The 25,453-nt window shown below is 59.9% G+C and carries 15 protein-coding genes and 1 pseudogene; 10 read left to right on the forward strand and 6 right to left on the reverse strand.

Translation table 11 applies throughout. From position 1 onward, the window contains the following. Window positions 1-64: 64 nt before the first annotated feature. Complete coding sequence (gene mvaT / locus KVG91_RS07160; RefSeq protein WP_005790963.1) at window positions 65-439, forward strand: histone-like nucleoid-structuring protein MvaT; 375 nt, start codon at window positions 65-67, stop codon at window positions 437-439. An 89-nt stretch (window positions 440-528) separates the two neighbouring features. Here mvaT and sbcB read toward each other — a convergent pair whose 3' ends face one another. Then, window positions 529-1,956 carry an exodeoxyribonuclease I gene (gene sbcB / locus KVG91_RS07165; protein WP_169377414.1) on the reverse strand — a complete coding sequence of 476 codons (1,428 nt, stop codon included), beginning with the start codon at window positions 1,954-1,956 and terminating at the stop codon, window positions 529-531. Window positions 1,957-2,121: 165 nt separating this feature from the next. On the opposite strand from sbcB, the gene KVG91_RS07170 reads away from it, so the two are divergent. From KVG91_RS07170 to KVG91_RS07195, 6 genes are read left to right on the forward strand one after another with little or no spacing between them, the layout of a single operon-like run. Then, window positions 2,122-2,814, forward strand: a complete 693-nt coding sequence (locus KVG91_RS07170; RefSeq protein ID WP_169377413.1) for an RDD family protein — start codon at window positions 2,122-2,124, stop codon at window positions 2,812-2,814. Beyond that, window positions 2,811-3,791: a stage II sporulation protein M gene (locus tag KVG91_RS07175; protein WP_169377412.1), complete on the forward strand. Its 981-nt coding sequence runs from the start codon at window positions 2,811-2,813 to the stop codon at window positions 3,789-3,791. Before KVG91_RS07170 ends, KVG91_RS07175 begins: the two co-directional genes overlap by 4 nt. Further along, complete coding sequence (locus KVG91_RS07180; RefSeq protein ID WP_169377411.1) at window positions 3,778-5,307, forward strand: DUF4129 domain-containing protein; 1,530 nt, start codon at window positions 3,778-3,780, stop codon at window positions 5,305-5,307. Before KVG91_RS07175 ends, KVG91_RS07180 begins: the two co-directional genes overlap by 14 nt. Continuing rightward, on the forward strand, window positions 5,304-6,473 hold the full coding sequence (locus KVG91_RS07185; RefSeq protein ID WP_169377410.1) for a DUF4350 domain-containing protein: 1,170 nt from the start codon (window positions 5,304-5,306) through the stop codon (window positions 6,471-6,473). The genes KVG91_RS07180 and KVG91_RS07185 overlap by 4 nt, the downstream gene beginning before the upstream one ends. Further along, window positions 6,470-7,465, forward strand: a complete 996-nt coding sequence (locus KVG91_RS07190; RefSeq protein WP_169377409.1) for an AAA family ATPase — start codon at window positions 6,470-6,472, stop codon at window positions 7,463-7,465. The genes KVG91_RS07185 and KVG91_RS07190 overlap by 4 nt, the downstream gene beginning before the upstream one ends. Before the next feature lie 7 nt (window positions 7,466-7,472). Beyond that, a complete protein-coding gene (locus KVG91_RS07195; protein ID WP_169377408.1) occupies window positions 7,473-8,804 on the forward strand; it encodes a DUF58 domain-containing protein in 1,332 nt (443 codons plus the stop codon). Between the two features lie 66 nt (window positions 8,805-8,870). On the opposite strand, the gene KVG91_RS07200 is transcribed toward KVG91_RS07195, so the two are convergent. Further along, on the reverse strand, window positions 8,871-9,230 hold the full coding sequence (locus tag KVG91_RS07200) for a PilZ domain-containing protein (RefSeq protein WP_169377424.1): 360 nt from the start codon (window positions 9,228-9,230) through the stop codon (window positions 8,871-8,873). A 225-nt stretch (window positions 9,231-9,455) separates the two neighbouring features. After that, window positions 9,456-9,830: a tol-pal system YbgF family protein gene (locus KVG91_RS07205; protein WP_169377407.1), complete on the reverse strand. Its 375-nt coding sequence runs from the start codon at window positions 9,828-9,830 to the stop codon at window positions 9,456-9,458. Between the two features lie 173 nt (window positions 9,831-10,003). Here KVG91_RS07205 and pyk point away from each other — a divergent pair, with 173 nt between their 5' ends. Continuing rightward, complete coding sequence (pyk, locus tag KVG91_RS07210) at window positions 10,004-11,455, forward strand: pyruvate kinase (protein ID WP_169377406.1); 1,452 nt, start codon at window positions 10,004-10,006, stop codon at window positions 11,453-11,455. 196 nt (window positions 11,456-11,651) lie between these two features. On the opposite strand, the pseudogene KVG91_RS07215 reads toward pyk, so the two are convergent. After that, window positions 11,652-12,401 (reverse strand): annotated as a pseudogene (locus tag KVG91_RS07215) (enoyl-CoA hydratase-related protein). Window positions 12,402-12,431: 30 nt separating this feature from the next. Then, window positions 12,432-13,364 (reverse strand): iron-sulfur-binding ferredoxin reductase, encoded by a 933-nt coding sequence (locus KVG91_RS07220; protein WP_169377405.1) that lies wholly within the window; start codon window positions 13,362-13,364, stop codon window positions 12,432-12,434. Between the two features lie 207 nt (window positions 13,365-13,571). Here KVG91_RS07220 and KVG91_RS07225 point away from each other — a divergent pair, with 207 nt between their 5' ends. Then, entirely contained in the window at window positions 13,572-15,095 is a 1,524-nt protein-coding gene (locus tag KVG91_RS07225) for a fumarate hydratase (RefSeq protein ID WP_169377404.1), read from the forward strand. A gap of 93 nt (window positions 15,096-15,188) precedes the next feature. Here the strand turns inward: KVG91_RS07225 and KVG91_RS07230 are convergent, their stop codons facing one another. Then, window positions 15,189-21,737 (reverse strand): hypothetical protein, encoded by a 6,549-nt coding sequence (locus KVG91_RS07230; protein WP_169377403.1) that lies wholly within the window; start codon window positions 21,735-21,737, stop codon window positions 15,189-15,191. Window positions 21,738-21,904: 167 nt separating this feature from the next. On the opposite strand from KVG91_RS07230, the gene KVG91_RS07235 reads away from it, so the two are divergent. Beyond that, a complete protein-coding gene (locus KVG91_RS07235; RefSeq protein ID WP_169377402.1) occupies window positions 21,905-25,432 on the forward strand; it encodes a Tc toxin subunit A in 3,528 nt (1,175 codons plus the stop codon). Window positions 25,433-25,453 lie beyond the last annotated feature (21 nt).

Below are 25,453 nucleotides of genomic sequence, written 5' to 3' on the forward strand. Positions count from 1 at the left end.
AACCGCATGACTATTATTGGGCCACTATCCCTGTCAATCAGCGCTCTACATTAAGGTAGTCCACATGTCTCTGATCAACGAATACCGTGCCACCGAAGAAGCTATCAAAGAGCTGCAAGCCCGTTTGAAGAACCTGTCCCAAGACGACAAACTGCAAACCGAGCTGGAATTCGAAGGCAAATTGCGCACCCTGATGGGTGAATACTCCAAATCCCTGCGTGACATCATCGCGCTGCTGGATCCAGAGTCGAAAGTTAAAGCACCGCGCGGCGCTGTAAAAACGACTGGCACCAAGCGTGCTCGCAAGGTCAAGCAATACAAAAACCCGCATAACGGCGAAGTGATTGAAACCAAAGGTGGCAACCACAAGACCCTCAAAGAGTGGAAAGCCAAGTGGGGCGGCGACGTGGTTGAAGGCTGGGCTACCCTGCTGGGCTAAACCTCGCCAGGCTTACGCCTGGTACGCAGCACATTAAAAACGCCAGCATGCTGGCGTTTTTTATTGCCCGCAAAGTGTGTGAAACACGATTACAGGTTCACTCTGGCGGCCAGAGAGTCTGCGTATTGCTGCCATTGCTCAAGCACCCCGGCCTGAAACGGTGTAGCAGTAACGGCAAACTCCTGTCGCGCCTGCTTAAATGCGGCAAGGGTATTCGGTGCGCCCCACTCAGGGTTTGACAAACGTTGCTGACAGAAAAGTTTCCAGCGTTGTAGTTCTTCACTGTTCAAGGTATCGGGGAAGTTACGCGCGCGGTAGCGAAACAATAATTCAGGCAAACGGTGATCATCAAAAGGCCACTGCTGGCTGGCTAATTGCGCAGGTTCCGCCACCCGGACTTGCTCACATAAACGTCGATCACGATCGCCGATAAAGCCAGCGTAAAGCTGTTGCTCAGGGTCCGAACTCGGCACGAAATCTTCTTCGGCGTAAATGGCCGCCAACTTATCGCGCCAAAGTTCCTGTGCGTCAGTTAGCCGCAGCGCCCGTTCCTGATAGATGCTCATGTCCAAGTGCAGACGCTCGCGATCCTCTGCGCGCAGCACACTCAAGGGAGCAACCACCGGGCAGCGGTTGATATGCACCAGCTTGAGCGGTACCGGCAGCTCGCCCTCGGCAAGATCGTCACGCCGCCTATAGAGGCGCTGGCGCAAGGCATCGGCATCAAGGTCGAGCAAACCCTGGGGGTCAAGCCCCAGGTCGCAGACGATCAGCGCGTTACGATTGCGTGGGTGCCACGCCAGCGGCAGCACAACGCCCAGGTAATGACGCTCGGCGGAAAAACGCCCGGAGACATGCACCATCGGTTGCAGTAAGCGCACCTGGTCCATCACCCCTTGCTTGCTGCGTAGTCGGAACAGCCATTCATACAATTTGGGTTGTTTCTCACGGACCAATCGGGCCAAGGCAATCGTGGCACGGACATCGGACAACGCATCGTGAGCCTGGCCATGGTCGATGCCGTTGGCTTGGGTCAGGCGTTCGAGCTTGAGCGTGACGCGCCCGTCCTGTTGCGGCCATTCAATGCCCTCCGGACGTAGCGCGTAGGCGGTACGGACGACATCGATCAGATCCCAGCGGCTGTTACCGCCCTGCCATTCTCGGGCGTAAGGATCGAAGAAATTGCGATACAGACTGTAGCGTGTGATTTCATCGTCAAACCGCAAGGTGTTATAACCGGCGCCGCAGGTGCCAGGGGCCGCCAGTTCGGCGTGGACCCTGGTCATGAAATCAGCCTCGGCGAGGCCTTTTTCCGCGAGTATCGCGGGCGTGATACCAGTAATCGCGCAGGCGACCGGATGGGGCAGGATATCGTCGCCTGGCTGGCAATAGAGATTGACCGGCGCGCTGATTTCGTTGAGTTCGAGGTCCGTCCGAATGCCGGCTACCTGGAGCGGACGATCACTGCGCGGGTGGATGCCGGTCGTTTCATAGTCGTACCAGAAAATGGAGGTCACGGGCTGTTCCTGTACTGAAGAGCGACAAAGTCTAGGCGCTGAATGGCGTCCGCGACCAGCACCAAATAATCTGTACAAACATCCAGCAAAACCTTGAGTGGTTGCTTCCATCGCCGACACTGCTAGCATCCGTGTCTCCAGCCACCTGCACTGCCAAGGATCGCGATGCCCTCAGCCCCGTTGGACACCCGCTACCAGATCGAAACCCCGGAGGGCATCGACCTGCCGCTGCGCCCGGCCGGCCTGGTGCCACGCGCGCTGGCATTTGCCTTCGACCTGGGCGCGCGCGGGGTGGTCATGGGCGTCCTGCTGGTGCCACTGGCCTTGCTTGGCGACATTGGTATCGGTCTGGGTTCGCTGCTGCTGTTCCTGTTCAGTTGGTGGTACATGGTGCTGTTCGAGGTGCTCAATCAAGGTTGCTCGCCCGGCAAACAGGTCATGGGACTGCGTGTTGTACAGGATGACGGCACTCCGATTGGCTGGTCCGCATCTTTGATCCGTAACCTGCTGCGGTTTGCAGACATGCTTCCATTCGGCTACTTCCTAGGCGCGATCAGTTGCCTTCAGCACCCTCACTTCAAGCGTCTCGGCGATCTTGCCGCCGGCACACTGGTGATCTATCGCGAGCAGCCTTTGGTGCGTCCCAAGATTCCTCAAGCGGCGGCCTTGCGCCTGCCGTTTGCCCTGGAACTGAACGAACAACGGGCCATCCTTGGCTTCGCCGAACGCCAGGCGGAACTGTCCACCGAGCGCGTGAACGAGCTGGCGTCGATCCTCGCCACCCCCTTACAGGTATCCCCGGCCCGCGCCGTGGGGCAACTCAATGGCGTGGCCCGTGGCCTGTTGGGGCCGACATGAAGCAAAGCCTTTTCGAAAGCCGCCACCAGCCGCAATGGCAACTGTTTGCCGAGCACCTGAACCAGTTGGAGCAAGGCCAGGCAAAAGCCAGTGACATAGCCGACTTCCCCCATCAGTACCGACGCGTGTGTCAGCACCTGGCCCTGGCCCAGGAGCGCGGCTATAGCAGCTACCTGATAGACCCGCTGGAACAGTTGGCGCTGCGCGGCCATCAACAGCTCTACCGCCATCGCAGCCAGTTGGCGGCAAATGTGCTGAGTTTTGTACTGGCCGGTTTTCCCCGCCTGGTACGCGAACAATGGCGTTTCGTCCTGGCCGCCAACCTGCTGTTCTTCGGTAGCCTGGTGGGTATCGCCCTGCTGGTCTACCTGTTTCCCGACCTCATCTACGCCCTCGTCAGCCCGCAGCAGGTGGCCGAGATGCAAGGTATGTATGACCCTGATGCCAGTCGCCTGGGCCGTGCAGCAGAGCGTGCATCGAGCGAAGACTGGATGATGTTTGGCTACTACGTGATGCACAACATCGGCATCGCGTTCCAGACCTTTGCCGCAGGCTTGCTGTTCGGCCTGGGCAGTGTGTTCTTCCTGGTTTTCAACGGCCTGGTCATTGGCGCAGTCTCGGGGCACCTTACCGAAATCGGCTATGGGCACACCTTCTGGTCATTCGTCATCGGCCACGGTGCGTTCGAACTGACGGCCATCGCCCTCGCCGGCGCTGCAGGCTTGCAGCTGGGCTGGGCGCTGATCGCTCCCGGGCCGTTGACCCGTGGCGAATCTTTGCGGCTGGCGGCGCGCAAAAGCGTGCAAATAGTGTGCGGTGCGATGGCCTTCCTGCTGATCGCCGCCTTTATCGAGGCTTATTGGTCATCCACCACTGCAATAGCGCCTTGGGTCAAATACCTGGTGGGTGCCGTGCTGTGGCTGCTGGTGGGCGCTTACCTGAGCCTTGCCGGGAGGACTCGCCATGCGCCTCAGTGACGCCAGCGTGGTAATCCGCCCACGTACTGCGTGGGAAGCCATGGACCTTGGGGTCTTGATGGCCCGCAAGTACCGGCTGCTCCTGATGGGCAGTTGGGCATTGGTGTCCCTGCCGGTCTTCGCCTTACTCAGCGCGCTGCTGTGGAAGTACCCTTCCACCGCCATGTTTGTGTTCTGGTGGCTCAAACCGGCCTTTGACCGCCTGCCGCTGTACATCCTGTCCAAGGCCCTGTTTGGCGAAACACCTGGCATCAAGCAAGCGGTGCGCGCTTGGCCAAGCCTGCTCAAAGGCCAGTTGCTGGCTAGCCTGACCTGGCGGCGGCTCAGCCTGAGCCGCAGCTTTGTAATGCCGGTGAGCCAACTGGAGGGGCTGGACGGCCAGGCACGACAAAAACGCCTGGGAGTGCTGCAACAACGTAACGCCGGCGCGGCGCGTTGGCTGACGATCATCGGCGTGCACCTGGAAATCGGCCTGTGGTTGGGTTGCATGGCGCTGTTCTATCTGTTTATTCCGCAGAACGTCGAGATGGACTGGGACTGGCAAAGCCTGGCATTGGCGGCAAGCTCGGAAGCACTGTGGCTTGAACACCTGGGCAACGCATTCTATGCCTTGATCCTGGTGTTCTGGGAGCCGATCTATGTCGCCTGTGGCTTCAGCCTTTACCTTAACCGCCGCACCGTGTTGGAGGCCTGGGACCTGGAGCTGGTATTCCGTCGCCTTCGGCAACGCCTCAGCAGTGTGGCTGCGCTGTTGTTATTGGTGATCGCGTTGACACTGTCGCCATTCAGCGCGCCCGTCATGGCCGATGCTGCCATCCCCCCCAAACCGCTGGGCACACAGAGCGCGAGCCAATCCATCAAATCGCTGCTGGACAATCCCCCTTTCAAAAACCCGGAAACCGTCACGCGCTATCGCTTTGGCGAAGAAAAGCCCGCGCCTAAAAACAAAGCTGCCAGCGACGGTAAACTCCCAGACTGGCTCAAGGCGTTGCTCGGCAACCTCAACAGCAACATCTTCAAGCCTGTCGCCCAGGGCTTGGAGGTGCTGTTGTGGGGACTGCTGATCGGAGCCTTGATCATGCTGGCGTGGCGTTATCGCGATTGGGTACGTACCTTCGTCAGCCGGCGCGGGGCCAGCAAGCCCAAAGTCGTCAAACCTTCGCCCACACAGTTGTTCGGCCTCGAACTGGGCGCCGAGACCTTGCCCGACGATGTTGCCGGCGCCGCTGAGCACCTATGGAGCACCCAACCAAGGGAAGCCCTCGGCCTGCTGTACCGCGGCCTGCTCAGCCGCTTGCTGCATGACTTCGATCTGCCGCTGAAAAGCGCTGACACCGAAGGCCAGGTTTTGGAGCGGATTCACCAGTTGCAGCAACCGCAACTGCTGGCGTTCAGCGATGAATTGACCCGACATTGGCAAAACCTCGCCTATGGCCATCGCCTCCCGCCTCTCTCAGCCCAGCAAAAACTGTGCAGTGATTGGCGCAACCTGTTCAGTTCAGGGGGCAGCCAATGAACCGGCCATTAGTGTGGGTGGGGCTATTGCTGGCATGCCTGCTTGCGGCGGGAGGGTTTTACGCGTGGAGCCAAGCGGTTCCCTACGATGAAGTGGTGGATCGCGGCCCTTCTCCGGAGGCGCTGGCCAATCCTTACCTGGCGGCCGAGCACTTTCTGCGCCAACAAGGCCTGGCCGTGGCCCATGCCAATAGTGTGGAGCGACTGGCTACGCTGCCCGCCAAGGGTAACAGCCTGCTGATGCTTGGCGAACGCAGCCACCTCTCACCACGCCAGGTAGAGCAACTGCTGGCCTGGACCCGATCCGGCGGTCATCTGTTGCTGGTGGCCGAGGCCCTATGGGATGAAGAGGCAGGCAAAAGCGGCGACTTGCTGCTCGATCGCCTGCCTATCCACCAGACACTGAGTGATGAACCCGAAGAGCCCGCCCCTTCCACTAAAAAGCCCCTTGGGAAGAAGGCGCCGGACCTCACCAGGCTGTATGTCGATAATGAAACCGCACCGGCTTATTTCAGTTTCGACACAGACTTCAACCTCACCGACCCCAAGCACCTGGCGCAATTTTCCGCCAACAGCGCACAGTCTAGTCACCTGATGCAACTCAACCTTGGGCAAGGCCGCGTCACGGTGGTCACCGACAGCGATCTGTGGAAAACCCCGGACATCGGTGAATATGACAATGCCTGGTTGCTGTGGTACCTGAGCCAGGGCACGGACGTGACCTTGCTGTTCAACAACGATTTTGATGGCCTGTTCACCCTGCTGATGCGCTATTTCCCGCAGGCCCTGGTAGCACTCGCTGCCCTGATAGCCTTGGCCCTCTGGCAGGCCGCCCTGCGCCAAGGCCCGATCCGGGCGGCGGCATCCCCAGCACGCCGCCAATTGCAGGAACACCTCAAGGCCAGCGCCGATTTCCTGCTGCGCCGCAGCGGCCAGGGCACATTGCTGCGAGCCTTGCAGCACGATATCCAGCGAGCGGCCCGGCGCCGTCACCCCGGTTTTGAGCACCTCGACAACGCAGAACAGTGCCGGGTGCTCGAGCACCTGACGCGCCAACCTTCTCACGTCATCAGCCAGGCCCTTGGCCCACTCCCGGCGAAACGGCTTTCCAGCGCCGATTTCAGCCGGCAGGTGGCACGCCTGCAAACCCTCAGGAATGCCCTATGAGCGAATTACCCAGCGCCACTGCCTTGACCAGCGAAACCCTGCAACGCGCCAGCGGGCAAGCCCAGGCCCTGCGCGCTGAATTGCGCAAGGCGGTGATCGGCCAGGAGCAGGTCATCGACGATGTGCTGACCGCACTGATTGCCGGCGGTCATGTGCTGCTGGAAGGTGTGCCTGGGCTGGGCAAAACCTTGCTGGTGCGCGCGCTGGCACGCTGCTTCGGTGGCGATTTCGCGCGCATCCAGTTCACCCCGGACCTGATGCCCAGCGATGTCACCGGCCACGCCGTATACGACCTGCACACCGAACAGTTCAAACTGCGCAAAGGTCCGGTATTCACCCACTTGCTGCTGGCCGACGAAATCAACCGCGCTCCGGCCAAGACCCAGGCGGCCTTGCTTGAAGCCATGCAGGAACGGCAAGTTACCCTCGAAGGCGAGGCGCTGCCCATTGGCCAACCGTTCATGGTGCTGGCGACCCAGAATCCCATCGAACAGGAAGGCACTTACCCTCTGCCGGAAGCGGAGCTGGATCGTTTCATGCTCAAGGTGCGCATGGATTACCCCGACGCGCAGCAGGAACTGGACATGGTGCGTGAGGTAACGCGCTCATCCCGGGCCGACATGCTGGATGTACACCCCTTGCGCACCGTGTTACAGGCGGCGGATGTCCTGCAGTTGCAGCAGATCGCCAGTGAGTTGGCACTGGACGAACAAGTGCTCGACTACGCCGTGCGCCTGGCGCGTGCCACCCGTAGCTGGCCGGGACTGGCCATCGGCGCCGGCCCGCGCGCGTCCATCGCCCTGGTACGTGGCGCGCGGGCCCGTGCCTTGCTGCGCGCGGGTGAGTTCGTGACCCCGGACGACATCAAGGGATGCGCCTTGGCGGTATTGCGCCACCGGGTGCGTATCGCACCGGAGTTGGATATCGACGGGCTGGAGGTCGACCAGGTGCTTAAGCAACTGCTCGATCAGATTCCGGCACCGCGGCAATGACTCGCCCATGAAACCGACCCGCCTGCTGTTGAACTGGCTCGGCGTATTGCTGGGGTTGAACATCCTGCTGGGCACTGCCGCTGCGTTGCAGTTCAAGGTGCCAGACACCCTGAACTCAGTTGCTTGGGGGCTGCTCCTGGCACTGTTGCTGCTGGCCATGCTGGATGCGCTGCGCCTGCGCCGCCGTCCGTCCCCCCGAGTGCAGCGGCAGATGCCGGGAAGCCTGGCGCTGGGGCGTTGGGGCGAAGTACGCCTGGCCTTGGAGCATGATTGCCTGCAGCCGCTGACAGTGCGGGTAGTCGACCATGTGCCCGATGGGCTGACGGTAGAGAACATGCCCCAGCCCATCGACCTGCGCCCCGGTGAACGCAGTGAGCTGGGCTATCGCGTCCGCCCCCTGCGGCGCGGGCATTTCAGTTTCAGCCGGTGTGAAATCTACCTGCCCAGCCCAATGGGCTTGTGGTCAGCGCGGCGCCTTATCGAGGTGCACGACGCCACCCGCGTCTACCCGGATTTCGCCCGGCTGTACGGCGCGCAGTTGCTGGGCGTGGACAACTGGCTGAGCCAACTGGGTGTGCGTCAGCGCCAACGACGTGGATTGGGGCTGGAGTTCCATCAACTGCGCGAGTTTCGCGAGGGTGACAGCCTTCGGCAGATCGATTGGAAGGCTACCGCCCGGCAGCGCACGCCCATTGCGCGTGAATACCAGGATGAGCGCGACCAGCAGATCGTGTTCATGCTTGATTGCGGGCGCCGCATGCGCAGCCAGGATGACGAGCTGTCCCACTTTGACCACGCCCTCAACGCCTGCCTGCTGCTCAGCTACGTAGCCTTGCGGGAAGGCGATGCGGTGGGGCTGTGCACCTTTGCCGGTGACCAGCCCCGCTACGTGGCACCGGTAAAGGGGAGCAGCCAGTTGAACCTGTTGCTCAACGCGGTGTACGACCTGGACACCACTCGCCGGACTGCCGACTATCAGGCTGCGGCAAGCCAGCTCTTGGCGCGGCAGAAGCGGCGTGCATTGGTGGTCGTGGTCACGAACCTGCGGGACGAGGACGACGAGGCATTGCTGACCGCCGTCGAGCGCATCAGCCGCCAACACAGGGTGCTGGTGGCCAGCCTACGCGAAGAAGTAGTCGATCAACTGCGCCAGGCCCCCGTGCAAACCTTGCCCGAAGCCTTGGCCTACAGCGGCACCATCGACTACTTGAACACCCGTAACCAACTGCACGACCGCCTGAGCGCCCATGGCCTGTCGATACTCGATACCCTGCCGTCCGAACTGGGGCCGGCCCTGGTGACACGCTATCTGGGTTGGAAGAAGGCCGGTGTTATCTGACAAAGCGCTCTGGAAGACTCTACGGTTGCGGCAAGGGGACCACACCGCAACCGGGTCGCCATGCGCCTAAGCCGAAGCCTGCAAAGGGTCAAAACTGAAGTAATGCAACAAGACGTTGACCAGTTGCCCATATTCCTCGGGGGCCTGGAGCACCCTGAAGCCGGAGTCGTAATGCTGCGGGTTGATGTCCTCGTGGCTCCATAGACAGGTTGCCGTGAGATCAATCGGATTCCAGGTGCCATCCGCCGCCGGAATCTTCACACGCAGCTCGAAATCCACATCGACCATCATGGGCAGTTGGCTGATTAACATCAGCCCGTCTTCCGAGACGTTGCCCAGGAACCCGATAGGTTTATCAGTCAGGCGGTTAAACACTTGCAGAAAACAAGGTAGCTGATGCCGCTCGATCCGTCGGTCGGTAAACATGGTGAAATCGCCATCCAATGGCCATGACAGCGGCCGTGCCAGTGATTCGGAACGAGCCAAAATACTCGCTCTCCCTGGACCTCGGTGCGAGCACAATCAATGTTGTGCCGCCAGACAGACGCCGAGTCCGGGCCCTACATCCATTTGCGTAGAAACTTGTACAAACAGACATTCAAAGAATAGCCCAAGACTGGCAAGGGGCCAGTCATGAGATGACGAATAGCATCACAAAGAAGCCGGACGTGGCTGGGCGACCCTTGCACCGGGGTAATGCCCCAGCTGTTGCAAAGTGTCCAGCCTCGCGCGAGCGCGGTAGGCGTACTCACTCGACGGGTACTGATTGATGATGAACTGATAGGTCTGCGCCGCATCGACGAACAGCTTTTGCCGCTCCAGGCACTGCCCGCGCAACATCGAGACTTCCGGCTGGACGTAACGCCGGGTGCGACTCTTACGGTCGACCTGGGACAATTCAAGGGTAACGCGCTCACAATCGCCGATCTTGTACGCGCGGTAGGCATTGTCCAAATGGTGGTCCATCGACCAACGGGTGCAGCCGACAACACTGACGGCCAGGGCAGCAATGAGCAAAATTCGCATGAGGGTTCTCCTGTCTTGTGCAGTGTATCGACCCCTCGTCGAAAATCTTCAAGGATGTTCGTATTCAGCCGCCGCGAAAACAAGTCAATCGTCGATAAGTAGTGCAAACGAACAATGACTACAACGAAAGAGCATAGTAGCCTTCCTCAGCGCTTGAACTCAGGAGTCTGTGCATGTCCGTCCGTCGCACCAAAATCGTCGCCACCCTTGGCCCGGCCAGTAACTCGCCGGAAGTCCTCGAACAGCTGATTCTGGCTGGTTTGGACGTTGCCCGTCTGAACTTCTCCCACGGCACCCCGGACGAGCACAAGGCTCGGGCCAAGCTGGTGCGTGACCTGGCTGCCAAGCACGGCCGCTTCGTGGCATTGCTGGGTGACCTGCAAGGCCCGAAAATCCGTATCGCCAAATTCACCAACAAGCGGATCGAGCTGAAGATCGGTGACAAATTCACCTTCTCCACCAGCCACCCATTGACCGAAGGCACCCAGGACGTCGTGGGTATCGACTACCCGGATCTGGTCAAGGACTGCGGCGTCGGTGACGAACTGCTGCTGGACGACGGTCGCGTGGTCATGCGTGTCGACACCGCCACCCCGACCGAACTCAATTGCACCGTGATCATCGGCGGCCCGCTGTCAGACCACAAAGGCATCAACCGTCGTGGTGGTGGCCTGACGGCACCGGCCCTGACGGAAAAAGACAAGGCCGACATCAAGCTCGCCGCCGAAATGGAAGTGGACTACCTCGCCGTGTCCTTCCCGCGCGACGCCGCCGACATGGAATACGCCCGTAAACTTCGCGACGAAGCCGGTGGTACTGCCTGGCTGGTGGCGAAGATCGAACGTGCCGAGGCCGTGGCTAACGACGAAACCCTAGACGGCCTGATCAAGGCTTCCGACGCGGTGATGGTTGCCCGTGGCGACCTGGGCGTGGAAATCGGTGACGCCGAGCTGATCGGTATCCAGAAAAAAATCATCCTGCACGCACGCCGTCATAACAAAGCGGTGATCGTGGCGACCCAGATGATGGAGTCGATGATCCAGAACCCGATGCCGACCCGCGCCGAAGTGTCCGACGTGGCCAACGCCGTGCTCGACTACACCGACGCCGTGATGCTTTCGGCTGAAAGCGCGGCCGGCCCGTACCCACTGGAAGCGGTACAAGCCATGGCGCGTATCTGCATCGGCGCCGAGAAGCACCCGACCAGCAAGACCTCCAGCCACCGCATCGGCAAAGAGTTCGAAAGCTGCGATCAGAGTATCGCCCTGGCGGCCATGTACACCGCGAACCACTTCCCGGGCGTGAAGGCGATCATCGCCTTGACCGAAAGCGGCTACACGCCGTTGATCATGTCGCGCATCCGCTCCTCGGTGCCGATCTACGCGTTCTCTCCGCATCGCGAAACCCAGGCGCGTGCGGCGATGTTCCGTGGCGTGTACACCGTACCGTTCGACCCGGCTTCATTGCCGCCCCATGAAGTCAGCCAGGCTGCCATCGACGAGTTGATCAAGCGCGGCGTCGTGGAGAAAGGCGACTGGGTCATCCTGACCAAGGGCGACAGCTACCACACCATCGGCGGCACCAACGGCATGAAGATCCTGCACGTTGGCGATCCAATGGTCTGAGTGACACGCTGAAAAACAAAAGCCCCGCCCTGTGAATGGCGGGGCTTTTTGCATTTCGTGGCGGGTTGATGTGTTGAATGTGAAGCCCCCATCGCGGGCAAGCCCGGCTCCCACAGTTGGCCGCATTTCACCTGTGGAAATGCGTCAACTGTGGGAGCGGGCTTGCCCGCGAAGAGGCCCAACCAGCCAACGCAAATTAACGCCGAGCGATAAACGCCGACATCGCCGCAATCGCCTCCGGCGATCTCAACCGCTGGGTAAACAGTGCCCCCTCCTCCTCGATCACTTGCCGCAACTGTTCGCGATCAACACTCTTCATCAACTGCTTGGTCACTTGCACCGCCCCAGGCGCCAGGCTCTCAAAACGCTCGGCCATTTCCCGCGCCCTGGCCAGCGCCGCCTCGCCACTGCACAGCGCCTCGGTAGCGATCCCCCAGGCCGCCGCCTGCTCGCCGCTGAACCCCTCGCCCAGCAGCAATAACTCAGCCGCTTTCGCATGCCCCAGCAGCCTCGGCAGGATCAGACTTGAACCAAACTCCGGGCACAGCCCAAGGTTGACGAACGGCATGCGCAACCGCGCATCCCGGCTGACGTACACCAGGTCGCAATGCAGCAGCAGGGTCGTGCCGATACCCACCGCTGCGCCCGCCACAGCGGCGATCACCGGCTTGCGGCAGTTGAGCAGGCTGTTCATGAAGTGAAAGGGCGGGCTGTCGAGATCGCTCGGTGGCTGCTGGAGAAAATCGCCGATGTCGTTGCCCGCCGTGAATCAGTCAGTGCTGCCCTGGATCAGCACGCTGCGGATATCCACATCCGCATCGGCCCGCTCCAGGGCCTCGGCCAGTTGCGTATACATGGCACGCGTCAGCGCGTTCTTCTTGTCGGGGCGGTTGAGCTGCAGGATCAGCAGCCCACGGTCGCGTCGGTGCAAAATGGCGTCGGTCATGGCGAGTCTCGCGGCTGTAGCGTTCAGCACTCAACCACGGGACAAAAACACGTCGGCCAGCAGTTGATTGCGCGGCAGTCCCGCCAGGAACAGGCGCTTGGAAAACGCTTCGACACTGGCAGGGTGCCCGCAGAGTAAAGCCAGCGTTTGCCGCGAAACAAGCCGCAGTTGCGCCAAAGCCTGGGCCGACCCAGCCGCGGTCCAAAGCTCCACCGACAGGTTTGGGTGCTGTGCGGCCAGCCCTGCCAAGGGCTCGGCCAGGTAATGCGCGTCGCCGTCATGGGCCAGGTGAATCAGGCGAATATCGCCTTGGTGATCCTGGCGCAGCGCCTCGCGCAACACGCCCCACAGCGGGCCCAACCCGGTGCCGGACGCCAGCAGCCACAGCGGTCGCAATTGCCAATCGGGATCGTAGTGCAGCGCACCGCCACGCAGCTCGCCCAGGCGCAGAGGGTCGCCGACCTGCAACTGCCGGGCGAGGTTACTGAATTGGCCCGGCTGGCGGCAATCGAGATGGCACTCCAGGAACGGGTCTTCCTGAGGCAGGCTCGCCAGCGAATACGGCCTTGCTACCTGCCCTGCCCACAGCACCAAGTGCTGCCCGGCGCGGTAACGCAAGCCGCGTTCCGGTTGCAGGCGCAAGCGCAGCACATGGCGGCTCAGCCAGTCGGCACCGACCACCTGCGCGGGCAAACCGTCATGCAGCGGATCAAATGTTTCAACCTTCAAGTCCCCGGCGACTTGGCACTGACACGCCAGGCGCCAGCCATCCTGACGCTGCGCCGGGCTCAGGGCATCCGGTTGTTTGTCCTCGACATCACCTTGGCAACGCACCAGACAGGCATGGCAACTGCCGGCACGGCAACTGTAGGGCACGGCCACGCCCACCTGGTTCAAGACGTCCAGCAGGTTGCTGCCGGCAGCTACCGACCAGTGGCGTTCGCCGACGTGCAGTTCAGGCATACAAAGTCTCAGTCATTGCGATGGTCCGTAACGATAACGCAGTTTGACCATGGTCGGATGTATCGGCCACCGTGCCGGGTTATACTGCCGCGCCTTTTTAGCGTCGCGCCTGCACCACTTGGCGTGCCTTGGAAAGGTGGGCTCAGCCGACCGATGCAACACTGGGCCCACCTTTATTGAATGTTCCCTTATAGAGGAGCGCGACTCATGACCGTGATCAAGCAAGACGACCTGATTCAGAGCGTTGCCGACGCCCTGCAATTCATTTCCTACTACCACCCCGTTGATTTCATCCAGGCCATGCACGAAGCCTACCTGCGCGAAGAATCGCCGGCGGCCCGTGATTCCATGGCTCAGATCCTGATCAACTCGCGCATGTGCGCCACCGGCCATCGCCCGATCTGCCAGGACACCGGTATCGTCACCGTGTTCGTGCGCGTGGGCATGGACGTACGTTGGGATGGCGCCACCATGGGCCTGGACGACATGATCAACGAAGGCGTGCGTCGCGCCTACAACCTGCCCGAAAACGTCCTGCGTGCCTCCATCCTCGCCGACCCGGCCGGTGCGCGCAGGAACACCAAGGACAACACCCCGGCGGTCATCCACTACTCCATCGTCCCGGGTAACACCGTGGAAGTGGACGTGGCGGCCAAGGGTGGCGGTTCCGAAAACAAGTCGAAAATGGCCATGCTCAACCCGTCCGACTCGATCGTCGACTGGGTGCTCAAGACCGTTCCGACCATGGGCGCCGGCTGGTGCCCGCCCGGCATGCTGGGCATCGGCATCGGCGGCACCGCCGAGAAAGCCGCGGTGATGGCCAAGGAAGTGTTGATGGAATCCATCGACATCCACGAGCTGATCAAGCGCGGCCCTTCCAACCGCATCGAAGAGATGCGCCTGGAGCTGTTCGAGAAGGTCAACCAACTGGGCATCGGCGCCCAGGGCCTGGGCGGCCTGACCACCGTGCTCGATGTGAAGATCATGGACTACCCGACCCACGCCGCGTCCTTGCCGGTGTGCATGATCCCCAACTGCGCCGCCACCCGTCACGCGCACTTCGTGCTCGACGGTTCGGGCCCGGCGTCGTTGGAGGCACCACCGCTGGATGCCTATCCGCAAATCGTTTGGGAAGCCGGCCCATCGGCCCGTCGCGTCAACCTCGACACCCTGACCCCGGAAGACGTGCAAAGCTGGAAGCCGGGCGAAACCGTGTTGCTCAACGGCAAGATGCTCACCGGTCGCGACGCCGCGCACAAGCGCATGGTCGAGATGCTGAACAAGGGCGAAACCCTGCCGGTGGACCTCAAGGGGCGTTTCATCTACTACGTCGGCCCGGTTGATCCGGTGCGCGAAGAAGTGGTTGGCCCGGCCGGCCCGACCACCGCGACACGGATGGACAAGTTCACCCGTCAGATCCTTGAGCAAACCGGTTTGCTGGGCATGATCGGTAAATCCGAACGCGGCCCGACTGCGATCGAAGCGATCAAGGACCACAAGGCCGTGTACCTGATGGCCGTCGGCGGCGCCGCTTACCTGGTGGCGCAAGCCATCAAGAAGTCGAGCGTTGTTGCGTTTGCCGAGCTGGGCATGGAAGCGATCTACGAGTTCGACGTCAAAGACATGCCGGTCACCGTTGCGGTGGACAGCAAGGGCGAGTCCGTGCATATCACCGGTCCTGCCATCTGGCAGAAAAAGATCAGTGAAAGCCTGGCGGTGGAAGTGCAGTAAGCATCACCCAATAAAAGCCACGCGTTCGTAACCGATAGCGTGGCTTTTTTGCTTGCCGTTGACTGCTTCAGGCGATGAGGCCTTCACGCCTGTTCATTGTCGGTCGTAGGGACTGTCCACGACGATGGTCGCACTTTCGCCCTTGTTATAGTTGACATAGATCCAGCCTGCCTCGTCGGTGTAAACAGCAAACGGCTCGCGGTTTATGATCACTGTTCCGGGAAAACCAGTCAGGATTGCGCCTGTATAGGCAGAGGCAACTTGAATGCCATAACGATTGTAGGTGGCCGCCCCCCCCATTTCTTGAGGCCCGAAGGTATTCGCAACGATGCCCTTGTTATCAGCCAGCGAAATGGGCAAGACCCTGGAAGTGAAGTCCCACGCTACGATTTTTAGTTCAAGCCCAAGCAATGCTGCGGCAGTGCTGTTTTTACAGTCCAGCGTCCAGGTGAGCCCTTTGAGTGGCATTTTGCGCACAGTGCCCGCGCCCGGGGTCAGGATCACATCGTGCTCAACTAGGTGCTGCACCCAACCCAGCATCACATCTTGACCAATGATTTCTTCAGACAAAGGCCGTAACGTCAACGTGTGCTCCGTTCCCAGGCACGCATACAGCGGTTCACCAAAGACCTTGCCTTCAAATTTGTCAAACCTGACGGCGACGGCATCGCTCAGATCGTCGGATTCCAGGTGGCAGGGTAGATGCCAGTCCGGCAGTTTTGAGTTGAGCAGGTTCAGCCCAAATAACCCTGCGCTGCCTGAACTGCTGCTGATGGACCAAGACAGGCTTCCTCCCTCGAGAGTCCTTGCTTCCCCCAGTATTGGAGAAAACTCTAGCCCCAAGGATTGGGCATCCGCCAGATCTTCCAGCGTGACGGCTGTGTCTTTCAACGGGCTGCCTTCGCGCAGGCGCACTGTCAACGTATAGAGCCTGCCACGCCGTAACCGCAGATCGTCCTTGGCCAAGTCAACCAGGTGACCATTCAAGAAGAGTTCGAAGTCCTTCGCCCAGGCATCCTCTGGTAGCGCCGTCACGCTAAAGCTGGCGCGGGTAAGCACTCCACCATTCTCACCGGAAACGTCAGCTTCGAGTTCTTTCACGCCGCTGGTCAATGGGGTGTAGGGGTAAGAGGCCCAACCGTCTTTGTCGGTGAGCGATACTGACCACAACCCCATCCGGTCAAGGTCCGTCCAACGTACCTCCAGTCCCTCTTTTCCTTTATCGGTATCGTGATCAACTACCTGCATGCGTAACAATACCGACTGACGATCGGCCACCACCGGCTGCGCCAGCACCGAGCCCAGCTCGGCGATCTCGTATTTGGCAGCAACGACCTCAAACGTGCGCACCGGCGACCATGGTGAACTGTCCCCAGCGTCGGTCTTTTGCGCTTGCACCCCATGCAGGCCCAAGGACCAGTTTTGCTGCGCACTCCAGCGCCAGGCGTTCACACCGTGAACCGTCCCAAGTAGGTTGTTGAGGTCGTCCACATGACGTAACAACACCTCACCACCGGTGGTTGCAGAACCCGATATCTGCGGTTTGCGCGACACCCGACTGTTTTGCGTTGGCCGGTTTATTACGGGCTCCTTCGGCGCAGCAGACACGGTGAAGGTGTGAGACGTGCTCCAAGGCGATTCCCTACCCGCTGACTGTTGCTTGACTTGCAGCGCGATGGCCCCCGGAGCAAAGGCCTTCACCAGTGTCAGCGCCAGGACGCCCTGACTATCAGCCAGTTGCACGTGCAGGAGCGCCCCATCCTGAGCATTGCGCAGGCTCATCAACGCGTCGGGCAGCCCCATGACCTTGATGGGCGGGCGCGATGGGGTCTGGCTATCAGCGACTGGCAGCAAAAATGTCGGGACCTGCAGCTCCGCTGCAACGTTAAAGACCCGCTCGGGGCTTGGTGCGGACTCCACGCCGGCAATGATTTGGGTTGCCCTGATCCTATTCTCGCCGACCGCCCAGCCTTTATCGGGAAGGAACGTCGCCTCATAGCCACCGACGGTGATCGAGCCTGAGACCGGATTTCCGTCGCCATCAATCACATTGACGTTGGCAGTGGCCGAGTGAAGATTAACGATCTTCAGCGACTGGCGTGAACCAACCGGGGTGACAGGCGGCAGGATATCGGGGGCGTGGGACCTTATTTTGAATAATCGACGGTCGCTTTCAACCGGCGTCAGCCCTCCCACCGAAAGCGTTGCAATGACGTCGTGAAAGCCAGGTTGCAGCCGCAACGGCCCTGACCGCCAGGTTCCGTCGGCATTCACATCGATGAAGGCAGCGAGTTGGGACGTATTGGCGTCCAGCAATGCCATGACCGCAGTGGGCAGCGCCACCGGCAGACGTCCGTAAGCCACATCGCCAAGCGTCAGGGTTTGATCGGGTTGCGGGTAATCAATGATCAGCGGGGTGAGCTTCACAGAAAAATCACAGCGTTTGCTCAATGCCGACTCCACGCCATCTACGGTTTGTGACGCATACACTTGCGACTCCGCCCACCACATTTGATCCGGAATAAACTGACGAATGGCACCATCGCCAATAAACGTGCCCGGCACCGGAGCACCATTACTGATCAGCGTCAGTGACGCCGTTCCCCAGTGCACACCATGTAGGGTCAACGCCTGAAAGGGCGCTGCCGGCTGCGGGGGAGCAATGAAGTTCAATTGGCCGGGCCGGACCCCGAACTCGCACGTTGGACTGAGCTCGGACTCCAATCCGTTCTGGGTTTGCTTGGCGCGAATGTAATGCAACCCCGGCGCAAGGGCGTTGCAAGGGCCCTTCCAGGAGCCGCCGCTGACGAGGAAGGAGCCAAGCTGATCGCCTTCAAGGTCCAAGACCTGCACTGTGGCTCCCGAGCGCCCCGTTCCCGACAGTTGAAACGTTGCATCGTAGTTCTCCCCATTGACCGGGCAACTGATGGTCGGGCATGGCGGTTTAGCCACAAAACTCACGCGCGCGCCGGGGTCCGACTGAAAACCATCTACGGTTTGCGCGGCTCGGACCTGATTGCTGGGACCCCAAGGGGCAGCGGGGGTGAAATAACGCAACGTGCCGGTTCCATGGAAAGTGCCACGCACGCTGCTGTTGGGATTAAAAACAGTCAGTTCGTCTGCGTCGTTATGCACACCGGTGAGTTCAAGGGGCGCATACGGCTCGGCGGGATGAGCAGGCAACGTGACACGCGGTGCCTCCACCATAATCGTAAAAGTTCGTACAGGGCCAGGGTCCGATTCGACGTCATTGACCACTTGCCGAAGTTGTTTGTGTTTAACCCCCGGCATCAACCACGTATAGATACCGCTCCATCGCGTGCCCACAGCTGGCCATGAACCCAGCAGCGTGCCGTCAGAATTCAGCACCTGCACCGTTGCTCCCAAGGCGCAGGCACCGCTCATTGTGAAAGTGGCGTCGCAGTACTCCCCGGACAAGGGTAAATCGAATTCGGGAGGATAAGGTTTGGCCATGAGCTGGATGGGCGCGCTTGGCAACGATTCTGCATCAGCCACCAATTGGGTTGCGTACACGGTTGTAACGACGCCCGGCGGCCAATAGTCGCTCGGTGTGAACTGGTAAATCCCCGCACTGCCACTGAATTTTCCAGGGACTTTTACGCCGTCGCTCTGGTATATGAACAATTTATCCACCGCCGGGTCCACCCCCAATAGGGTCAGCATCTGGGCCGGCTCGGCCAAACCCGACAGCGGCACGATGCTCAGGGTCATCGGCAAAATGCTGAACATACAGGCGGCACTCGGATCAGACCTGGCGCCACTGACGGTCTGCACTGCAAAGACGGTGTTATTGCCCGTTGACCAATCCTGGCTGGGCGTAAAGAGTCGCTGAACACCGGTTCCAGTGAACGTACCCGGGATGACCTTGCCGTCTGCGTCGAGCAGTTCCAGCGTGGCGCTGCCTGGATATACCTCGGTGATACTCAATACATGTCGTGCCGTAATCGGACCCTGAGGCGGGATAACTGATAGGGTTTTGGGCTTGATCGTGAAGGTACGAATGGCCGTGGGCGATGAATCAACATGGTTCACCACTTGGATCGCCTGGAGTTTGTTCGTGCCTGGCGTCGGCCAAAGGTAGCTCGCTGTCCAGTTTTTTCCTGTCACCGTGGCTTGAGCGAGGACGTTGCCGTCAGGGTCAAGGAGGGATACGGCCGCTCCCGACCGACACACGCCGCTGATTGGTGCATCAGCCGCGGTCAGCGACTGTTCCCTGGGCTCATGGATTACCGGCGCAACAGGCCTGGCGATCAGTGCCAAAGCATTGCTCGGGCCGGATTCCAGGCCGGCGACTTTCTGCGTGACCCAAATCCGCTGCTCACCTGCTTGCCAGGGCTGCAAGGGCGTGAAGGTGTAGTGGAGACGATCATGAGTAAATGTCCCTGCCACCTCGCCCTCTGCGTTGTTCATGCGCAGAATCGCGCCCTCGTGAAAATCACCGGTAACTGTCAACGCCTGCCGGGGTTCAACCGGGGACGCCAACGGAGGGGTAATCGACAGTTTGGCGGGCTTGATTTTGAACGACCGCTTTACTGGGGGGGAAAGCAATGTTCCCAAGCTGGTCGCCACGCTCAGCGTGTGCTGTCCGGGCTTGAGCGACAATGGCGTCGAGACCCAATTGCCATTTGTATCGGGCAGCGCAGAAGACACCACGTCACCGACGGGGAATCGCGACAACACCACGCTTGAGCCAGGTCCTGCATAACCTTGTTGTCCGGAAAACACACCGTCCTGCTCTATGACTTCCCCTTCCGCCGGACTCAGAACTATCAGTTTTCCGAGGGTTACGTGAAATGTGCATGGGGCACTGTCGGCCGATGTCACGCCGTTGTACGTCTGCACAGCCTTCACGGAATGGGTGCCTAGAGCCCAGTATTGGGCGGGAGAAAACCAACGAATCGTGGCGCCCCCCCTGAAGGTGCCGGGGATGATTTGATCAGTGTTTGCGTCATACAGAATAACGGCGGTGTTGCCGGAGATCACGCCGGCGATGTTCAACTCCTGTGCGGGAGGCGTCGGGATCGACGGCTGCACGATCAGCGGCGGCGGCGGCGGGATCTGGAAGGCTGAAGGATCGGAGAAATCGGATTGATGATAAACGTTCTGGCCTCGGTGACAGGCTATGATCACGTGTTTTCCGATCGACCAACCGTAGGGTGCAATCGCCGCCCAAGTGCCATCCCAATCTACGACCGTGGCTAGTGAAGGGGTGCCACTGCTCTGACCAACTACTTCAATCCTGATGCCTGGGTGACCCTCGCCATAAATGGTGAGAACGCTAGCCGCACTGACGTCGACCCTGATAATGCGCGGTGCCCGCAACAGCGTAAAACTCACCGAGTCGGACCGCGATTCGGTGCTATTGACCGTTTGAACCGCAACGAGCGTAACAGGATCACCGGATTCCAAGTCCCGGGTTGGCGTACCACTCCAGCGGTCTTTGGACGCTGTGGTGACCAGTACAACTGCATTCGACCCTGTCTGCCGCACTTCAATTCTGGCGCCGTTTGCTCCACTGCCACTCAGTGGCGGACGAGCAACCTTGACGAAGCCAGGGTTGTCCAGGCCTGGCCTGAGGGGGCCTACCGTAAAGGTTCTGGGCTGCGACCAATCGGAGTATTCGTGCGGGGCTTTCCCACGTTGCCGCGCCCTGATGGTATGTGTCCCCACAAGCCAGGCCCGTTGGGAGGTGGCCGCCCAACTGCCATTTTCCTCGACAGTGGTGGACATCACACCGCCTGCGCCTTCGGACAGCGCCACCTGTACGGGAAACCCTGCGAGTCCTCCTGCTCCGCGGATGGTAGGAAGCCCCGACGGCGATACGGCTATGTCGGTTATCTGAGGGGGTATTAACAGCGCGAAACCGACGACAACGGAGGGTGGCGACACTTCGCCGTTGTATACCTGAAACGCCCATGCTTTTATCTCTTCGCTCATAGGCAAAGGGGAGCCGGGGGTGATTTGCCACCGGCCATTGCTGACCGTTGCCTCTTCAAGCACAAGTGTTGAGTTGGAGGTCAAAAGGACCTTCGAGCCTTCCAGACCCGTTCCACGAAAGGTCGGGAATGCTGTCCATGACAGGCCCGGCTGAGTGACCACTGGCGCTTCAATGCGTGCTTTCTGCAAGTTATAGGCATATCCCCACTTGCTGGTTGCACCCGCGTGATATTCGGCCCGAACCCAATCGAGCCACCAGATCCCCGGCGGAAACGTAACGTCACAGGTCATTCGCGACTTGTGCGTAGGAAAACTCCACCAAGAGTTGAAGCGGTGTTTGACCTGGACAATGTGCGCCACACCCGCAGCATCGGTGTACTGGACTTGGACTTTCCACGCGTGGATGGGAAAGCTTATCGTCAACGCGTAGGCCTGAAATACGAACGTTCTTGGAAGGGCTGCATTGCCGTTCGGGTGCTCAATATCAGGCGCAGGCCAATGAACGGCCATGATCTCGGTACGTTTTAGAACAGTTTTGGCAGGACGCGCCGGATGCAAGCCAGAGTTCTTCTTTTTCACGTCGGTTGTTCCTGCTGCAGAGGAAAAATATCGGCGGTGCCAGATATATTTCAGCACCTGGCTCTGCGTCACCTGTGAAAAATACCAGTCACGACCAACGGTCAATTGCCCGTATCGCTGCCTGTAGCTCGTAGTACTGAGCGGCATCTTCTTCTGACTTGCGCGACCGAAGCCTGCGCACCTGTCAACTTTGACAGGTTACGCAATGGCCCTTTCGTACTAGATTGACGCCGTACGCCCGCCACTGAATGGCTCACTCTGGGGAATGCGGGATGACCGTCAAGCAAAACACCCTCCTCGACGCCCTCGTCTCCTCGACCGGCAATCGCCGCAAAAATCGTGTCACGTTTGAAGCAGCGATGAAAAAAATCGGTGTGTCGTCGGTCTTCGACATTGCACTGATGTCCAAGGCTGATTTCGTCCGACAACTGGCCAGGTTCAGTGATGCAAATGGCGCACAGGCCTACGACAATGCCGTGGCTTATACCACCCTGATTGCTCGGCTATACCGCGAACACCAAACATCCTCCACGACGTCCCAGGCGCTCGACGCGCGCAGCGGCGTGCGCGCCATGGCCCCGCAAGGCCCAATTTTTTCCGCTCTGTTCGCAGAAGATTGGGATAACTTCTGCCGGCCCGGTGCGGTGGGTGCCGATGATTCGCCTGCCGCTTACCTGAGTGCCTTGAAGGTGTTCGTGGGCCAATTGGAAAGTACCAGTACAGACCCTGCCCGCCTGTTGCTCGACAGGCGTCGTCCCGACCTCAAGTCCCTGCTGATTACCCCCGAGAGCACCTTTACCCCGCAGCCCATGCTGGAAATCGTCAACGATGTGCTCACCCGCAATCTGCTCGCGTACCTGCAAACAGTGCCGGCGGACAAAGGCAAGGCATTACCTGCGGTGCTAAGCGAACGTCAGTACCCTTTCGCGTTGCCTTATAACTTTTATCACCACCAATGCCTGCTGGGGTTGTCCGGCACCAAACCCGGCCTGGGGCTGTTGAATTACCGAATCAGCCTGAAGTTACCAATCACCCAGGATGCCGGCAACGCCTACGGCGCGGTGCAGCAACCTGCGGCGCAGGCACAACAGTTGATGACAGGGCTGAGCCCGCAGCAGCAGCGTTTGCTGACAGCAGCAGCGCCGTTCAGTCATTTTTATCTCAATCGCAATGATTTGACAGTGAACTGGAAAAGCCCGGGGAACTGTCATTTGAGCCCGCATGCGCCTATGCCGACGGGATATGTACTGCCGGACGGGCAGGCGGCGGTGGGCGTCGGCTCTCCAGCCGTAACCGCTCCAGTCTCAACTTCCAGCGGGACCAATACAGTCCCTATTACATTTGAACGGGCCGGGCATTCCGATAAACAAATTGTGCCGATGTTCTTTGCCAGTGGCGCGGCCGTCAATAACACTACTTATCGGTTCAACCACTTGCACGCTGCCTCACGGGCGACCGTGTGTGTCCACATCAGGACGCACTCAGCGTTACCACCACTGACACCAGCAGGCTACAACGCTACCTTCGATATGCTCCTGCTCAGCGGCACGGTCGCGCATCCACTGAGTAAAGCCAGGCGTCGCGTGACCCTCACGCTGGACGAGGAATATCAACTCAGCGACGTGCAAAAAAACTACTTCACAAGCACCTTTGGGGTTGATATCTCCACGACGGATACCGGTTTATTGGCGAACCTGGATACCTTCATGCAACACACCGGCCTGCATGCCCAAGAAGTGGAGATGCTGTTCTCACGCCGGGGATTCGAGGTTCGCCTGTCGCCCAACTGCCCCAGCACAAACGCGCAAAGTGCGGGCCTCCTCGGTAACCTGGGGCGGGCTTTTCCCCACGCCAACCACTACGGCGCCTGCTACATCAATGGCGTGGGCAGTGACAACTACACTGCCAGCACCTTGGCAACCACCGTGCCACACCAGTATGAACAATTCGACAATGCCATGGACCTGCAGCCCTTCGAATTTGGAGATAAAAAGATCTGGCGCCTGACCTTGACCTCCCTTGATCGCCTTGATCGCCTGCAACGCATGATTCGCTTGCAGCGCTGGACGAAAATACCCTTTGCAAAACTCGACACCCTGGTCATCAACGCCATGCGCGCAGAAGTCAAAACCAACTTGAGCCTCGAGCCCAACGACAACACCTTGCGCGCGTTGGGCGTGTATCACTTTCTCGATCAGCGCTATGGCATCGACCCCGAAGAGTTTGCCGCGCTGATGCACCACCTCACGCCCTACACCAATAACAAAGACGATAAAGCTCTGTTCGATAAGGTGTTCAACGAGGTGCTCGTGTTCGACAGCCCACTGGTCCTTACCCAGGCAGCGTTCAACCTGACCGATCCCGCTCACCGCAAGACTGTGATGCAACTGTGCGCAGGTCTTGGCTTGCAACCCACGGGCGATTCCCTGGGGCTGATCGCCGCGCAAACCCAACGGTGGCTGGGATCACTCAAACTTGACTTGAATACCGTTTCATCATTATTTCGCCAGGCGCGCATCGCCCGTTTTTTTGGCTATACCGTGGCCGAACTACTGACCCTGGCCAACCTGCTCGGCGGGCAACATTTCAAAACCCAGTTGGCCAGTGGCCAACTGGGTTCGCAGACGGGAAATAACAACGCGGATATTCTCGATGTGCTGATGCAACTGTGCTGGGCCGCCCAGTGGCTTGTCGAAAGCAAACAAACGGTCGCGCAGTTGCAGCGGCGCCTGGGACCGAATATCCCACTGATGCAGCCCCATGACGGCGCACGCCGCCCCCAGGTTGAAGCCGAACAGTTAAGCGACGACCTGCGTACCAGGCTGACCACGCTTCAGGTGGATGTCGGGCGCAAAGTGGTGACGCAATCCCAGATTTCAACATTGAACCTACCCGCCACAAACGATGACGATCAGCCGCTCGACTGGTTTACCTTGCTGACCAGCTTCAACGTGCTGAATGCCACCGGTTTGCTGATCGGGCTTGATCAAATGACCTTCACTGATGAGCCCATGAATTGGCTCGGCCGCTCGCTGGACAACTTGCTCGCGGCGCAAAAGCTCGCTCCCGGCGTCAAGCAGGCCAGCAAGGCGAAACTTATCGCCCTGCTGCTCGACACCCACGATCACCAAGTCCACCTGTTGGCGACGCTGCTCCAGGAAACCACACAACTGCCCGTTGATCGCGCCGTTGCGGTGGCTCATTGGGCCAATACTTCGGTGTTCAGCATCCTGCTAGACGCTCAGGGTGATGGTCCGGAACTGATCGAGCAGTTCCAGCGGGTCTCACGGCATGCCGAAATCGTCGTGCAACTGCGACTAAGCAACCGAGCATTGCGCACGTTTGTGCTCAACCCGCAATGGCTGGGGGCGTACCCCATTACCAATAGCGAACCCTCACTCGCAGACCTCTATCTGTTGGAGCGTTTCAGCGCCTGGCAGCAGGCGCAAAGCCAACCCGAGGATAGCCTGCTCAGTTACTTCAGCCTTGCCAACCCGCCGGCGGCGAAGCGTAAAAACAAAACCCAGCGCAAACGCGTGAGTACGGCGGCCAACGCAGAGTTGGCAACGCTGCTGAACTGGACCTCCATAGAGATCGAGAACCTGGCCACCTTACTGCCGGATGGCATTGCCACGTCCATGGAGCAAGTGGACTGGATACGCCGATGCCAGGAGACCTGCGCGGCCAGCGGGCTGTCGGCGCAGAATCTGCTCCAGGCCACTGCGCTCAACGCGAGCAGCAGCTTGACCGATTGGAAGACCGTCGGCGAAGCAGCTGTTGTCGGCGACGGCATGGCGTAACCGACACTTGCCTGCTTTCGA

The sequence above is a fragment of the Pseudomonas azadiae genome, from assembly GCF_019145355.1.
Taxonomy (GTDB): Bacteria; Pseudomonadota; Gammaproteobacteria; order Pseudomonadales; family Pseudomonadaceae; genus Aquipseudomonas; species Aquipseudomonas azadiae.